The sequence below is a fragment of the Streptomyces sp. NPDC048182 genome, from assembly GCF_043202555.1.
In the GTDB taxonomy this organism is placed as follows: Bacteria; Actinomycetota; Actinomycetes; order Streptomycetales; family Streptomycetaceae; genus Streptomyces.
Genome location: NZ_JBIDAQ010000002.1, coordinates 312,252 through 326,124 on the forward strand (window position 1 = coordinate 312,252; position 13,873 = coordinate 326,124).

Annotated in this window: 11 protein-coding genes and 1 pseudogene; 7 read left to right on the forward strand and 5 right to left on the reverse strand. The window is 70.4% G+C overall.

Annotated elements, in window-relative coordinates; all coding sequences use genetic code 11:
• Positions 1-41 precede the first annotated feature (41 nt).
• Positions 42-1,658 carry a methionine--tRNA ligase gene (gene metG / locus ACGFZL_RS04490; protein WP_393689169.1) on the forward strand — a complete coding sequence of 539 codons (1,617 nt, stop codon included), beginning with the start codon at positions 42-44 and terminating at the stop codon, positions 1,656-1,658.
• A 72-nt stretch (positions 1,659-1,730) separates the two neighbouring features.
• Positions 1,731-2,096 (forward strand): PH domain-containing protein, encoded by a 366-nt coding sequence (locus ACGFZL_RS04495; protein WP_393689171.1) that lies wholly within the window; start codon positions 1,731-1,733, stop codon positions 2,094-2,096.
• A gap of 68 nt (positions 2,097-2,164) precedes the next feature.
• Here ACGFZL_RS04495 and aspS read toward each other — a convergent pair whose 3' ends face one another.
• Positions 2,165-3,928, reverse strand: coding sequence for an aspartate--tRNA ligase (aspS, locus tag ACGFZL_RS04500; RefSeq protein ID WP_393689173.1), 1,764 nt, complete (start codon positions 3,926-3,928; stop codon positions 2,165-2,167).
• A gap of 169 nt (positions 3,929-4,097) precedes the next feature.
• On the opposite strand from aspS, the gene ACGFZL_RS04505 reads away from it, so the two are divergent.
• The gene (locus ACGFZL_RS04505; RefSeq protein ID WP_393689175.1) at positions 4,098-6,242 is read left to right on the forward strand and encodes a SpoIIE family protein phosphatase; all 2,145 of its coding nucleotides are present in this window, start codon (positions 4,098-4,100) and stop codon (positions 6,240-6,242) included.
• Here ACGFZL_RS04505 and ACGFZL_RS04510 read toward each other — a convergent pair.
• Positions 6,194-7,258, reverse strand: coding sequence for an AI-2E family transporter (locus ACGFZL_RS04510; RefSeq protein ID WP_393689177.1), 1,065 nt, complete (start codon positions 7,256-7,258; stop codon positions 6,194-6,196). The genes ACGFZL_RS04505 and ACGFZL_RS04510 overlap by 49 nt on opposite strands.
• 131 nt (positions 7,259-7,389) lie before the next feature.
• Between ACGFZL_RS04510 and ACGFZL_RS04515 the strand changes: the two genes are divergently transcribed.
• Positions 7,390-8,175: an SDR family NAD(P)-dependent oxidoreductase gene (locus ACGFZL_RS04515; protein ID WP_393689179.1), complete on the forward strand. Its 786-nt coding sequence runs from the start codon at positions 7,390-7,392 to the stop codon at positions 8,173-8,175.
• Here the strand turns inward: ACGFZL_RS04515 and ACGFZL_RS04520 are convergent.
• Positions 8,164-8,985: pseudogene (locus ACGFZL_RS04520) on the reverse strand (helix-turn-helix transcriptional regulator); the annotation flags it as partial. The gene ACGFZL_RS04515 and the pseudogene ACGFZL_RS04520 sit on opposite strands and share 12 nt — an antisense overlap.
• A 349-nt stretch (positions 8,986-9,334) precedes the next feature.
• Here ACGFZL_RS04520 and ACGFZL_RS04525 point away from each other — a divergent pair.
• Positions 9,335-9,619 carry a hypothetical protein gene (locus tag ACGFZL_RS04525; RefSeq protein ID WP_393689181.1) on the forward strand — a complete coding sequence of 95 codons (285 nt, stop codon included), beginning with the start codon at positions 9,335-9,337 and terminating at the stop codon, positions 9,617-9,619.
• Between the two features lie 31 nt (positions 9,620-9,650).
• Positions 9,651-10,271, forward strand: coding sequence for a DUF5753 domain-containing protein (locus tag ACGFZL_RS04530; protein WP_393689183.1), 621 nt, complete (start codon positions 9,651-9,653; stop codon positions 10,269-10,271).
• Here ACGFZL_RS04530 and ACGFZL_RS04535 read toward each other — a convergent pair.
• Both ACGFZL_RS04535 and ACGFZL_RS04540 read right to left on the reverse strand, forming a co-directional pair.
• Entirely contained in the window at positions 10,268-11,245 is a 978-nt protein-coding gene (locus ACGFZL_RS04535) for a pirin family protein (RefSeq protein ID WP_393689185.1), read from the reverse strand. The two genes, ACGFZL_RS04530 and ACGFZL_RS04535, sit on opposite strands and share 4 nt — an antisense overlap.
• Positions 11,246-11,375: 130 nt before the next feature.
• Entirely contained in the window at positions 11,376-11,840 is a 465-nt protein-coding gene (locus ACGFZL_RS04540; RefSeq protein ID WP_355168079.1) for an SseB family protein, read from the reverse strand.
• Between the two features lie 164 nt (positions 11,841-12,004).
• Between ACGFZL_RS04540 and ACGFZL_RS04545 the strand changes: the two genes are divergently transcribed.
• The gene (locus tag ACGFZL_RS04545) at positions 12,005-13,831 is read left to right on the forward strand and encodes an acyl-CoA dehydrogenase (protein WP_393689188.1); all 1,827 of its coding nucleotides are present in this window, start codon (positions 12,005-12,007) and stop codon (positions 13,829-13,831) included.
• The last annotated feature ends 42 nt before the right edge of the window (positions 13,832-13,873 follow it).

Consider the following 13,873-nt stretch of genomic DNA (forward strand, 5'->3'; position numbering starts at 1 on the left):
GGATGTGAGTCGATCACGGCGGGACCAGTAGGATTTCGCCCATGGCGGCCACTGGAACCGAGAAGCAGGGTGGCAAGGCGTTCTACGTCAGCACCCCCATCTACTACGTCAACGACGCTCCTCACCTGGGCCACGCCTACACGACCGTCGCAGGGGACGTGCTCACCCGCTGGCACCGCCAGCGCGGTGAGAAGGTGTGGTACCTCACCGGCACGGACGAGCACGGTCAGAAGATCATGCGCACCGCGGAGGCGAACGGCGTCAGCCCCCAGCAATGGGCCGACAAGCTCGTCACCGAGTCGTGGCAGCCCCTCTGGGAGCACCTGGAGATCGCGAACGACGACTTCATCCGCACCACGCAGCAGCGGCACACCGCCCGCGTCCAGGAGTTCGTACAGGACCTGTACGACAAGGACGAGATCTACAAGGGCGGCTACGAGGGCCCGTACTGCGTCGGCTGCGAGGAGTACAAGCTCCCCGGCGAGCTGCTCGACGGCGAGGGCGAGTACGCGGGTGAGAAGCTCTGCCCGATCCACAAGAAGCCGGTGGAGATCCTCGCCGAGGAGAACTACTTCTTCAAGCTCAGCGAGTACGGCGAGAAGCTCCTCGCCCACTACGAGGCGAACCCGGGCTTCATCCAGCCCGAGTCCGCGCGCAACGAGGTCGTGAACTTCGTCCGCCAGGGCCTGCAGGACCTCTCCATCTCCCGCTCGACCTTCGACTGGGGCATCCCGATCCCCTGGGACGACAAGCACGTCATCTACGTGTGGGTCGACGCCCTGCTGAACTACGCCACGGCGGTCGGCTACAACGAGAACGAGCAGAAGTTCGAGTCGACCTTCCCGGCCGACGTCCACCTGGTCGGCAAGGACATCCTCCGCTTCCACGCGGTGATCTGGCCGGCCATGCTGATGGCGCAGGGCCTCCCCCTCCCCGGGAAGATCGCCGCCAACGGCTGGCTGATGGTCGGCGGCGAGAAGATGTCGAAGTCGAACCTGACCGGCATCAAGCCGCAGGACCTCACCACGCACTTCGGCGTCGACGCCTACCGCTGGTACTTCCTGCGCGCCATCGCCTTCGGCCAGGACGGCTCCTTCTCCTGGGAGGACTTCTCCGCCCGCTACACCAGCGAGCTGGCCAACGACTACGGCAACCTCGCCTCCCGCGTGGCGGCGATGGTCGGCAAGTACTTCGACGGCGCGCTGCCCGAGGCGACCGCCGACGGGGACGCCGAGAAGGCCGTGCAGGAGGGGCTGGCCAGGGCGGTCGCTGAGGCCGACCGGAAGATCGGCGAGGAGCTGGACTTCCAGGGCGGCATCCTGGCCGTCTTCGACTTCGTCAAGCAGGTCAACGGCTACATCACCGAGCAGGAGCCCTGGAAGGTCGCGAAGGACACCTCGGACGAGGGCCGTGCCCGCCTGGCGACGATCCTCTACACGGCCGCCGAGTCGCTCCGCGCGGTCGCCGTCCTGCTCAACCCGGTGATGCCGGACACCTCCCAGAAGCTCTGGGACTCGCTCGGCGCCGAGGCGTCCCTGGGCGCCCTCGCCGAGCAGCGGGTGCAGGACGCCGGCACCTGGGGCCTCCTCCCGGCCGGGGCGACGGTCACCAAGGGCGCGGTGCTCTTCCCGCGCCTGGAGGAGAAGCCGACGGCGTAGCCGCACCCTGGCGCGTCCGCTACATTGCCAAGATCACGTCGACCGGCGTGATCGATCCACCCGGGGGACACCATGGCACTGTTCGGCAACGCCCACGCGATCAACCCCGCCGAGGCCCAGCAGGAGTACGCCCGCCTGCTGGGTCAGGGCGAGCAGGTGCACGCCGCCTACCTGCTGATCCGCGACACCATCCTGTTCACCGACCGCCGCCTGATCCTGGTCGACAAGCAGGGCATCACCGGCAAGAAGACGGAGTACCACTCCATCCCGTACCGGAGCATCACCCACTTCGCCGTCGAGACGGCCGGCACCTTCGACCTCGACGCCGAGCTGAAGATCTGGCTCTCCGGCTCGCAGGTCCCGGTGCAGAAGACGTTCACGAAGGGCGTCGACATCTACGAGGTCCAGGCGATCCTGACCCAGTTCGTGGCGCGCTAGCCACACCCGCACGGCAGAGGGGCCCGGCATCGACCACACGATGCCGGGCCCCTCGACGCACGAGCGCCCTACTTCGGCTGCGGCTTCCGCACGCTCAGGTGCAGCTCCCGCAGCCGCGACTCGTCCAGCTCGGTCGGCGCGCCCATCATCAGGTCCTGGGCGTTGCCGTTGAGCGGGAAGGCGATGGTCTCGCGGATGTTGGGCTCGTCGGCCAGCAGCATGACGATGCGGTCGACGCCGGGGGCGATGCCACCGTGGGGCGGGGCGCCGAAGCGGAGGGCGCGCAGCATGCCGGCGAACTCCCGCTCCACCGTCTCCGCGTCGTAGCCGGCGATCTCGAACGCCTTGAGCATGATCTCCGGCTCGTGGTTCCGGATCGCGCCGGAGGACAGCTCCACGCCGTTGCAGACGATGTCGTACTGCCAGGCCAGGATGTCGAGCGGGTCCTGCTCCTGGAGGGCCCGCATGCCACCCTGCGGCATCGAGAAGGGGTTGTGCGAGAAGTCGATCTTCCCGGTCTCCTCGTCCTTCTCGTACATCGGGAAGTCCACGATCCAGCAGAACCGGAAGACGTTCTCCTCGAAGTGCCCGGCCCGGCGCGCGGCCTCGACCCGCACCGCGCCCATGATCTTGGAGACCTCGTCGAACTCGCCCGCGCCGAAGAACACCGCGTGGCCCGGCGCCAGCGACAGCCGCTTGGTCAGCTCGGCGACGTTCTCCTCGGTGAGGAACTTCGCGATCGGCCCGGACAGCGCGCCGTCCTCGCCGACCCGCACCCAGGCCAGGCCCTTGGCGCCCTGCGAGACGGCGTAGTCACCGAGCTGGTCGAAGAACTTGCGCGGCTGGCCGGACACGTCCGGCACCGGCAGCGCGCGCACGTGCTTGCCGGCGAACGCCTTGAACTCCGAGCCCGCGAAAATGTCCGAGATGTCGACCAGCTCCAGCTGGGCGCGCAGGTCCGGCTTGTCGGAGCCGTACTTCAGCATCGACTCGCGGAACGGGATGCGCGGGAACGGCGAGGTGACCTCGCGACCGCCGCCGAACTCCGTGAACAGCTCTGTCATCAGCTTCTCGATGGGCTGGAAGACGTCCTCCTGCTCCACGAAGCTCATCTCGACGTCGAGCTGGTAGAACTCGCCCGGCGAGCGGTCGGCGCGGGCGTCCTCGTCGCGGAAGCAGGGCGCGATCTGGAAGTACCGGTCGAAGCCGGAGATCATCAGCAGCTGCTTGAACTGCTGCGGCGCCTGCGGGAGCGCGTAGAAGCGGCCCGCGTGCAGCCGGGACGGCACGACGAAGTCGCGGGCGCCCTCGGGGGAGGTCGCGGTGAGGATCGGCGTCGCCATCTCGTTGAAGCCGAGCGCCACCATCTTGCTGCGGATCGCCGAGATGACCGAGGTGCGCAGCATGATGTTGCGGTGCATGCGCTCGCGGCGCAGGTCGAGGAAGCGGTACTCCAGGCGCCGCTCCTCGTTCACCCCGTCCTCGGTGTTGATCGTGAACGGCAGCGGCTGGGCGGCGCCGAGCAGCTCGACCTCGCCCACCTCGACCTCGACCTCGCCGGTGGGCAGGTCGGCGTTGATGTTCTCGGCGCCCCGGGAGACGACCCGGCCGTCGACGCGGACCGTCGACTCCTTGGTCAGCTTGTCCAGCGCCTCGTAGGCGGCGGTACCCGGACGGGCGACGAGCTGGGTGATGCCGTGGTGGTCGCGCAGATCGATGAAGAGGATGCCGCCCAGGTCGCGCCGATTGTGCAGCCAGCCACTCAGCCGGACGTCGGTGCCGACGTCAGAGGAGCGGAGCTCGCCGCAGGTGTGGGACCTGTACCGATGCATCGTCGTTCATCCAGTCTTCGCGGATCAGGGGGATGTCTCGCACGCGGTGTTTCACGTGAAACAACCCCAGCGTACCGGGGACCGACGGCCCGGCTCCTCCCCCTGGGCCCGCCCTCACCGCCCGCCCGCGCGGTGGCAGCTCCCGATCATCCCTCCCTACAGTGGGCCCATGCGCACTGGTGACCCGCTGCCCGCGGTGGGGGACGTCCTCGCCGCACTGGCGACCGGCCTGTGGCACTGGGACACGGCCACCGGCCAGGTCACCGTCGATGCCGAGGCGGCCCGGCTGCTCGGGCTGCCCGAGGAGCGCGCCACGGTCACCGAGGCGCAGATCCGGGCCCGGCTGCACCCGGTGGACTGGAACGAGACCACCGGCGTGGTCCAGCTCGCCGTCGCCGAGGGCACCCTCGCCGAGGTCCGCATCCGCGTGATGGACGAGCGCGGCCATGTGGTCCGCGTCGTCCGCAGCCGCTCCCTGCCCTCCTTCGACAAGGTCAGCAAGGCGTACGAGCTGGTCGGCACCCTCCAGGAGGTCACCGACCCGACCCCGGGCACGGCGGCGGGCCGCAGCGCGGTCACCGGCGACTGGCGCCGCTCGCGGGAGGCGTTCCTGCTGGACGCGGGGCGCGCGCTGGCCGAGGCGCGGTCCACGGAGGAGGTGCTGCGGGTCGCCGCGGGCCTGTCCATGCCGGGCTTCTCGCCGGACGGTCTCGCGGTCTTCGGCGTCACCGGCGACCGGCTGCACCTCATCGGCCACCACGGGCAGCCCCAGGACGAGATCAACCCGTTCCTCCAGATGTCCCTGGAGACGGACTACCCGGCCGCCGAGGTGATCCGCACCGGCCGCGCCGTCTACCTCGCCTCGCCCGAGCAGTACCGCTCCCGCTACCCGCTCACCTGGCCGCTCGCCGAGCGCTTCGGCCGCCGCTCCTGGGCCTTCCTGCCGCTGACCGTCGCCGGCAGCACGATGGGCGCCTGGATGGCCGGCTTCGCCTACCCGGTGGCCTTCACCCCGGACGAGCGCTCGGTGCTCACCACCGTGGCCCGCCTCCTCGCGCAGGCGCTCTCCCGGGCCGGCGCCGCCGAGACCCAGCGGGAGCTGAGCGAGGGCCTCCAGCGCACCATGCTGCCGCTGCTCGGCCCGGAGATCCCCGGCATGGACCTCGCCGCCCGCTATGTCCCCACCGGCGGCGGCCTCCAGGTCGGCGGCGACTGGTACGACATGATCCCGCTGCCCGGGGGCCGCTTCGCGCTGGTCATCGGCGACGTCCAGGGCCACGACGTGCGGGCGGCCGGGCTGATGGGCCAGCTGCGCATCGCGCTGCGCGCCTACGCCGCCGAGGGCCACCGACCCGACGCGGTGCTCTCCCGCGCCTCCCGCTTCTTCCACGGCATCGGCGACAGCGCCGAGGACCCGGGCGACCACCGCTTCGCGACCTGCTTCTACGCCGAGGTCGACCCGGCCACCGGCACGGTGGAGAGCGCCCGCGCCGGGCACCTGGACCCCGTCGTCCGGATGGCCGACGGCACCGCGCTGATCCGGGCCACCGCGGGCGGCCTGCCGCTGGGCATCGACCCGGACACCGACTACCCGACCACCCGCCTCGCCCTGGAGCCCGGCGACACCCTGATGCTCTGCACGGACGGCCTGGTCGAGACCGGCGGACACGACCTCCAGACCGGCTGGGAGCGGCTCCAGGTCGTCCTGGACGAGTACCCGGGCGAGCTGGAGGAGCTGGCCGACGCGCTGGTGCAGGCGGTGCTCGGCCCGTCCTCGCACCACACCACGGGACCGCTCGCCGACCGCCGCGAGGACGACGTGGCGGTCCTCCTGCTGCGCCGCCGGGCCGAGGACTGCGGCTGCGGCGACAACACCCTGGCCCGGGCGCCGGTGCGCCGCACCATGCTGACCGTCGCCCAGGCGGAGCCGGAGCGCATCGGCACCGCCCGCCGCCACCTCCGCGACCTGCTGCACGACTGGCCGGACGAGGAGCAGCGCGACTCCGCGGTCCTCCTCCTCTCCGAGATGCTGACCAACGTCCTGGTGCACACCGACACCGACGCCCTGCTGGTCGCCGAGGTCACCGGCCGGCCGGGCGAGCGGCGCATCCGGGTCGAGGTCACCGACAACGGCGACGACCTGCCGCACAAGCGCCGCCCGGGCGAGATGGCGTCCTCCGGGCGCGGCCTGATGCTCATCGAGCTGCTCGCCGACAACTGGGGCGTCGCCCCGCGCGGCGAGGGCAAGAGCATCTGGTACGAGGTCTACGAGTCGGCGGCGGGGCCGGAACCGGCGGCACCGGAGCCGGCGTAGCGCGCCTGCACCTCGTGCACGATGCCGAAGGCGGCGGCGGTCAGCGGCACGGCCAGCAGCATGCCGAGGATGCCGGCCACCGAGGCGCCCGCGGTGATCGCCAGGAGCACCACCGCCGGGTGCATCTGCACGGTCCGGCTCTGCACCATCGGCTGGAGCACGTGCCCTTCAAGGACCTGCACGGCCAGCACCACCCCCAGCGCCCACAGCGCGATGACGAACCCCCGGTCGGCGAGCGCGACCAGCACGGCCACGGCCCCGGAGATGAAGGCGCCGAGGTACGGGATGTAGGCCCCCACGAACACCAGCGCCCCCAGCCCGATCGCCCCCGGCACCCGCAGCACCAGCAGCCCCACCGTGATGCAGACGGCGTCGATGAGCGCGATGAAGGTCGTCCCCCGCATGAACCCCTCGACGGCCTTGAAGGCCCGCCGCCCCATGGCCTCCACCATGTCGGCGGCCCCCGGCGGCGCCACGCCCCGCAGGGTCGAGACGGCCCGGTCGGAGTCCCGCAGGAAGAAGAAGACGAGCAGCAGCGCGAGCACGGCCATGGCGATCACCTCGCCCACCACGCTCACCCCGCTGATCACCTCGGAGGCGGCGGTCCCGCCGAACTTCCCGAGCAGGTCCTTGGCGTTCCCCGCCAGGTCGTCCAGCGAGGTCCCGGCGGCCCCGAAGTGCTCGGCGACCCCCTTGGCCGCGTCCCGCACCGAGGCGACGATCTGGTCCCCCGTGTCGACGAGGGCGGCCACCACGATGTACACCGCCCCGCCCACCACGGCGAGGACCGCCACGCAGGTCAGCCCGGCGGCCAGCGACCGCTGCACGCCCACCCGCACCAGCCGCTGGTGCAGGGGCCGCAGCAGCGCGGTCCCGAGCAGCGCGAGCAGCGCGGGCGTCACCGCCGTACGCAGCTCCCCGCAGAGCAGGATCGCGACGTACACGACCCCGCTGGCCAGAAGCAGGACGACACACCAGGCGGCGAACCGCCGTACGGGACCGGGAAGCAGCTGCACCCACCCAGCCGACCACGCCCCGACCACCCTGTCCTGCGCGAACGCCCCGCCCGGGTGACGCGCGGAGCCCGCACGGAGCCTGGTACAGCCTGTGCCTGCCTACGGCCGGCGAACCGGCCGACACTCGGACCATGACCACCAACGCACACCCCACCCCCATCGGCCTGCTGTCCGACAAGGTCGTCCTCGTCACCGGCGCAAGCCGCGGCATCGGGGAGGCCGCGGCCCGGCTGTTCGCCCGCGAGGGCGCCGCCGTGGTCCTGGCCTCCCGCGGCATCGACAAGCTGGAGCGGATCGTCAAGGACATCCGGGCCGAGGGCGGCGTCGCGGACGCCGTGGCCCTGGACCTGTCGGACGGCGACAGCATCCGCGCCGCCGTCGACCATGTCGGCGATCTGCACGGCCGGCTGGACGGCGCGTTCAACAACGGCGCGGCGATCCAGCGGCAGCCGGGCTCGCTGGAGACGACGGCCGACGAGGACATCCAGGAGCAGTTCGAGGTCAACTTCCGGGCCCACTGGACCGCGATGAACGCCGAGGCGGAGCTGATGCGCCGGGGCGCCGGCGGCGCGATCGTCAACACGTCCAGCATCGGCAGCCGCCGCGCCAACCCCGCCCTGCCCGCCTACGGCGCCATGAAGCGCGCCCTGAACAGCATCACCGAGACGGCGGCCGTCAGCTGGGCCCCGCACCGGATCCGGGTGAACGGCATCACGCCCGGCGGCACCGCCACCGAGATGATCGACTCCTGGGAGGCGGCGACCCCCGGCATCACCGAGAAGATCAACTCATCGATCCCGCTGGGCCGCATGGCCGAGCCCCGCGAGATCGCCGAGGCCGCCGCCTGGCTGCTCTCCGACCGCGCCGCCATGGTGACCGGCGCGATCCTCCCGGTCGACGGCGGGGCGGGCGCCTGACGCCCCGAGCAGAGCCAGCGCGTGAGCGGCCGGCGAACCGACGGGCGCGCTGTACAGCACGAGGTGCTGATCGCTCTCGGGCACGGCGAGGGAGTCGCAGTCCAGGGTGATCTCCCCGACCACGGGATGCCGGAAGGTCTTGGTCAGCACGGCCGGCGCCTGCACCTCCCGCAGCCCCCACAGCCGGGCGAACTCGGGACTGCCGGCGAGCAACTCCTCCACCAGCCCGGACACGGCCGGATCGGACGGATACCGCGCCACGGCCCCGCGCAGCGCCCGGACCACATGCGCCCGGAACTCGGCGACATCGGTCACCCCGAACAGACTCACCTCACGCCCCGCGAAGGCCCGCCGCGCCAGATTCCGCTCCCCGGCGCTCATGGCTCCGAAGTCCCCCATGAGCGCCGCCGCGAGCCCGTTCCACGCGAGCACCTCGAAGACGGCGGAGACCACGAACCCGGCCGTCTGCGGCAGCCGCTCCAGGAGCGCGCGAATACTGGGCCGCACCTCCCGCGCATGCAGCCCGTCCAACCGCGGCGCGGTCCCGGCGAGCACATGCAGATGCCCGGCCTCGGCCTCGCTGAGCCGCAGCGCGGCAGCGATCCCGGCCAGTACATCCGCCGACGGCCGCGGCGCCCGCCCCTGCTCAAGCCGCACGTAGTACTCGACCGAGATATGCGCGAGCGAGGCCACCTCTTCCCGCCGCAACCCCGGAGTCCGCCGCCGCGCCACGACAGGCAGCCCGACCTCCCCGGGCCCCACCCGCTCCCGCCGACTCCGAAGGAACGCCCCGAACTCCCGCTTGTCCATACCTCAAGTATGCGAACCCGCTCGTCACTGCCGCCGCCCACGTCGCCGCTCCCGATACCGATTGCTCAGCATGAGCCCCGGCGACCAACCACACCAGCGTGCCCCACACCCAGTGTCCGCAAGCGCGGGCCGGCCTTCCGCCGCACACACGCTGTGACCCTGGGCTACCTGGGCGCCGCGCAGATCTCGACCGGCAGCGTCGAAGAAGCCTGCGCCACTTGGCCGAAGGCACTGGACGCCATGGAGGAGGCATCTACCATCCCGACTGCCACCGCGCTCGAAAGCAGGGCGGCCAACTACCTCCGCGGCGTAGATTGATCAGTACCCGGCCGAGACGAGGGAGCGTCCCGTGACCCTGCGGATCGAAGCCGTCGGCACCGTCGTCGGCGGACGCACGGAAGTCGCCCACGACTATTGGGGCGGCATCGAATCCATCATCCGCCTCGATCCCACCTTCCCCTCCGAAGTGGTCAAGGGCCTCGACGAGTTCTCCCACCTCCTCGTCACCTGGCACTTCAGCCAGTCCTCACCCGATGACGTCGGGCCGTGCTTTCAGGCGATGGGCCCGCAGGGCGCCATACAGGAACCGTCCTGGCCGACCGAAATGCTCACCGACTACTGGGCCGTCCGATAGTGCCGTCAGGCCCTTCCACCCAAGGAGCACCGTGACCAGCTCGATTCCGTGGAAAGAGCGCCTGGCCTCCGGTACGGAAGCGGTACAGGACGACGTCGTCCGCTGGTACCGGAACACCCAGCAGGGCAAGGCATACGTGCCCACCATGGTCTGGGGGACCCTCCAGACCGAGGCCTACGCGACCGTGGTCCTTGGGCAGGTCGTCGACTTCCTCGGCGTACCCGACGATGTGCCAGCCGGAGTCGCCAAGCGCATGCAGCGGCAGAGGGTGCTGTACGACGGCGAGCACCATTACGACGTCATCCTCGGCGAGCAAGCGCTGTACACGAACATCGGCGGTCCCGAGGTCATGCGGGCACAGATGGACCGCCTCTTGCGCGACATCGACCTCCCCTCCCTCGAACTCGGGATCGTGCCCACAGCGGCGCCCGTGGACATGTTCCCTGTGCACGCCTTCAACCTCTACGGCCGCTCGGACAGGGTCCACGTGGAACTGGTCTCCTCAGCCGTGGACATCACCGAGCCGAGCGAACTGGCGCTCTATCTGGAGGCGTTCGCTCGGCTCGGGCAGGGAGCCGCCTACGGGGAGACCGCAAAGGAACTCCTGCGGAAGGCCCGCTCCTACTGGGACAGTGCCGCGCAGCCCACCTAGCTCTGCGGGCCCGACGCCGACATCCCGTGCACCGCCGGCACCGACCCAAGCCGGCCCTTCTGGAAGTCCTCGAACGCCTGCTGGAGTTCGTCGCGGGTGTTCATGACGAAGGGGCCGTAGTGGGCCATCGGCTCGCGGATGGGGCGGCCGCCGAGGAGGACGACCTCCAGGTCGGGGGTGTGGGAGTCCTGCTGCTCGTCCGCGCGGACGGTCAGGGCCGAGCCGGCTCCGAAGACGGCCGTCTGGCCCACGTGGACCGGGCGGCGTTCCGCGCCCACCGAGCCGCGGCCCGCGAGGACGTAGGCCAGGCCGTTGAAGTCCTCCCGCCAGGGGAGGGTGACCTCGGCGCCCGGGGCGAGGGTCGCGTGGACCATCGTGATCGGGGTGTGCGTGGCGCCAGGCCCCTCGTGGCCGTCCAGGTCGCCCGCGATGACGCGGAGCAGGGCGCCGCCGTCCGGGGAGGTGAGCAGGGCCACCTGGCCGCTGCGCAGGTCCTGGTACTTCGGGGCCATCATCTTGTCCCGCGCTGGGAGGTTCACCCACAGCTGGAGGCCGTGGAAGAGGCCGCCGGACATGACCAGGGACTCCGGCGGGGCCTCGATGTGCAGGAGGCCCGAGCCGGCCGTCATCCACTGGGTGTCGCCGTTGGTGATCGTGCCCCCGCCGCCGTGCGAGTCCTGGTGGTCGAAGATGCCGTCGATGATGTACGTGACGGTCTCGAAGCCCCGGTGCGGGTGCCAGGGCGTGCCCTTCGGCTCGCCCGGCGCGTACTCCACCTCACCCATCTGGTCCATCATGATGAACGGGTCGAGATGCCGGTAGTTGATCCCCGCGAAGGCGCGGCGGACCGGGAAGCCCTCCCCCTCGTAGCCACTCGGCGCGGTCGTCACCGTCAGCACGGGACGGGCCACGGCGTCGGCCGGTGCGGTCACGCGCGGCAGGGTCAGCGGGTTCTCGACGGTCACTGCGGGCATCTCGGTACCTCCTCGGGTACGCCCAGTTTAGTTGAGCGTTGAACTTTCTGCCAGTCACCAGGAACCACGAGAGCCCGGAGGGCATTCCCTCCGGGCTCCCGGTGAAGATGCGGAGCGATCGGCAGAGCGATCAGCCGTACATCCTGCGCATCGCAAAATCGACCATCTGTTCGACCGCCTTCGCGTCGAACACCATCCGGTGCTCCCCCTCCATGTCCAGCACGAAGCCGTAGCCGGTCGGGAGGAGGTCGATCACCTCCGCGCCGGTGATCACGAAGTACTTCGACTCCTTGCCCGCGTACCGCCGCAGCTCCTTGAGCGAGGTGAACATCGGGATCACCGGCTGCTGGGTGTTGTGCAGGGCGAGGAAGCCCGGGTTGTCGCCGCGCGGGCAGTAGACCTTCGACGTGGCGAAGACCTGCTGGAAGTCCTCCGCCGCCAGCTGCCCCGTGGTGAAGGCGCGCACCGCGTCGGCGAGGGAGGGCGGGGACGGCTCGGGGTACAGCGGCGGCTGCTGCCCGTAACCGCCGGCCATCGGCTGCTGCGGCGGGGCGTACTGCGCCTGCGGGCCCGCGGTCTGGTCGTAGCCGTACATGGGCGACAGCCTAACGAGTGCCGGGAGACGAGTGACGAGTCACAGATGACCCGCTCGGGGTTGCGTCTTATTACCGACGGGTAGCATCATCGGAGCTACTTGTTGGTACGTGACACGGGTGCGAGGAGAGAGTGCCTCGCCGATCGCTTGATGGAGCTGTCGCCATGGGGCACTACAAGCCGAATCTTCGGGACATCGAGTTCAACCTCTTCGAGGTGCTCGGCCGCGACAAGGTCTACGGCTCGGGCCCGTTCGCCGAGATGGACACGGACACCGCCAAGAGCGTCCTGGAGGAGCTGACCCGGCTCGCGGAGAACGAGCTGGCGGAGTCCTTCGCGGACGCCGACCGCAACCCGCCGGTCTTCGACCCGGAGACCAACACCGCGCCCGTCCCGGCGTCCTTCAAGAAGAGCTACCAGGCCTTCATGGACTCCGAGTACTGGCGCCTCGGCCTGCCCGAGGAGATCGGCGGCACCACCTCCCCGCGCTCCCTGATCTGGGCGTACGCGGAGCTGATCCTCGGCGCCAACCCGGCCGTGTGGATGTACTCCTCGGGCCCGGCCTTCGCCGGCATCCTCTTCGAGGAGGGCAACGAGGTCCAGAAGCACATCGCGGGCCTCGCCACCGAGCGCCAGTGGGGCTCCACCATGGTGCTCACCGAGCCGGACGCCGGCTCGGACGTGGGCGCCGGGCGCACCAAGGCGGTCCAGCAGGAGGACGGCTCCTGGCACATCGAGGGCGTGAAGCGCTTCATCACGTCCGGCGAGCACGACATGTCGGAGAACATCCTCCACTACGTCCTCGCCCGCCCCGAGGGCGCCGGACCCGGCACCAAGGGCCTCTCCCTCTTCCTCGTCCCGAAGTACGAGTTCGACTTCGAGACCGGCGAGCTGGGGGAGCGCAACGGCGTCTACGCCACCAACGTCGAGCACAAGATGGGCCTCAAGGCGTCCAACACCTGCGAGATGACCTTCGGCGACCGGCACCCCGCCAAGGGCTGGCTGATCGGCGACAAGCACGAGGGCATCCGCCAGATGTTCCGCATCATCGAGTTCGCCCGCATGATGGTCGGCACGAAGGCGATCTCCACCCTCTCCACGGGCTACCTCAACGCCCTGGAGTACGCCAAGGAGCGCGTGCAGGGCCCCGACCTGGCCAACTTCATGGACAAGACCGCGCCCAAGGTCACCATCACCCACCACCCCGACGTCCGCCGCTCGCTGATGACGCAGAAGGCGTACGCGGAGGGCATGCGCGCCCTGGTGCTCTACACCGCCACCGTGCAGGACGAGATCCAGCTCAAGGAGGCGAACGGCGAGGACGCCACCGCCTCGCACGCGCTGAACGACCTGCTGCTGCCCATCGTCAAGGGCTACGGCTCGGAGAAGGCCTACGAGCAGCTCGCCCAGTCGCTGCAGACCTTCGGCGGCTCCGGGTTCCTCCAGGAGTACCCGATCGAGCAGTACATCCGGGACGCCAAGATCGACACCCTCTACGAGGGCACCACCGCGATCCAGGGCCAGGACTACTTCTTCCGGAAGATCGTCCGCAACCAGGGCGCCGCGCTGAACTCGCTCGCCGAGGACATCAAGAAGTTCCTCGCGCTGGCCACCGGCGGCGAGGAGCTGTCCGGCGCCCGCGAGCACCTGGCCAAGGCGGCCGTCGAGCTGGAGGCCGTCGTCGGCCTGATGCTCACCGACCTCGCCGCCACCGAGCAGGACGTCAAGAACATCTACAAGGTCGGCCTCAACACCAGCCGCCTGCTGCTCGCCTCCGGCGACGTGATCGTCGGCTACCTGCTGCTCAAGGGCGCCGCCGTCGCCGCCGAGAAGCTGCCGACCGCGTCCGCCCGCGACAAGGTCTTCTACACCGGCAAGATCGCCGCCGCGAAGTTCTTCGCCGCGAACGTCCTGCCCGGCGTCACCCTGGCCCGCAAGATCGCCCAGGACGTCGACCTGGACCTGATGGAGCTGGACGAGGCCGCCTTCTAGAACTGGACGAGGCCGCCTTCCAGAAACGGCCCCGCCCGTTCC

What these genes read in the sequence shown, in the direction of transcription:
- ACGFZL_RS04515 (WP_393689179.1), top strand. Translation starts at nt 7,390, where the DNA reads ATGACCACCAACGCACACCCCACCCCCATCGGCCTGCTGTCCGACAAG.
- ACGFZL_RS04545 (WP_393689188.1), top strand. Translation starts at nt 12,005, where the DNA reads ATGGGGCACTACAAGCCGAATCTTCGGGACATCGAGTTCAACCTCTTC.
- ACGFZL_RS04540 (WP_355168079.1), bottom strand. Translation starts at nt 11,840, where the DNA reads ATGTACGGCTACGACCAGACCGCGGGCCCGCAGGCGCAGTACGCCCCG.
- ACGFZL_RS04495 (WP_393689171.1), top strand. Translation starts at nt 1,731, where the DNA reads ATGGCACTGTTCGGCAACGCCCACGCGATCAACCCCGCCGAGGCCCAG.
- metG (WP_393689169.1), top strand. Translation starts at nt 42, where the DNA reads ATGGCGGCCACTGGAACCGAGAAGCAGGGTGGCAAGGCGTTCTACGTC.
- ACGFZL_RS04505 (WP_393689175.1), top strand. Translation starts at nt 4,098, where the DNA reads ATGCGCACTGGTGACCCGCTGCCCGCGGTGGGGGACGTCCTCGCCGCA.
- aspS (WP_393689173.1), bottom strand. Translation starts at nt 3,928, where the DNA reads ATGCATCGGTACAGGTCCCACACCTGCGGCGAGCTCCGCTCCTCTGAC.
- ACGFZL_RS04535 (WP_393689185.1), bottom strand. Translation starts at nt 11,245, where the DNA reads ATGCCCGCAGTGACCGTCGAGAACCCGCTGACCCTGCCGCGCGTGACC.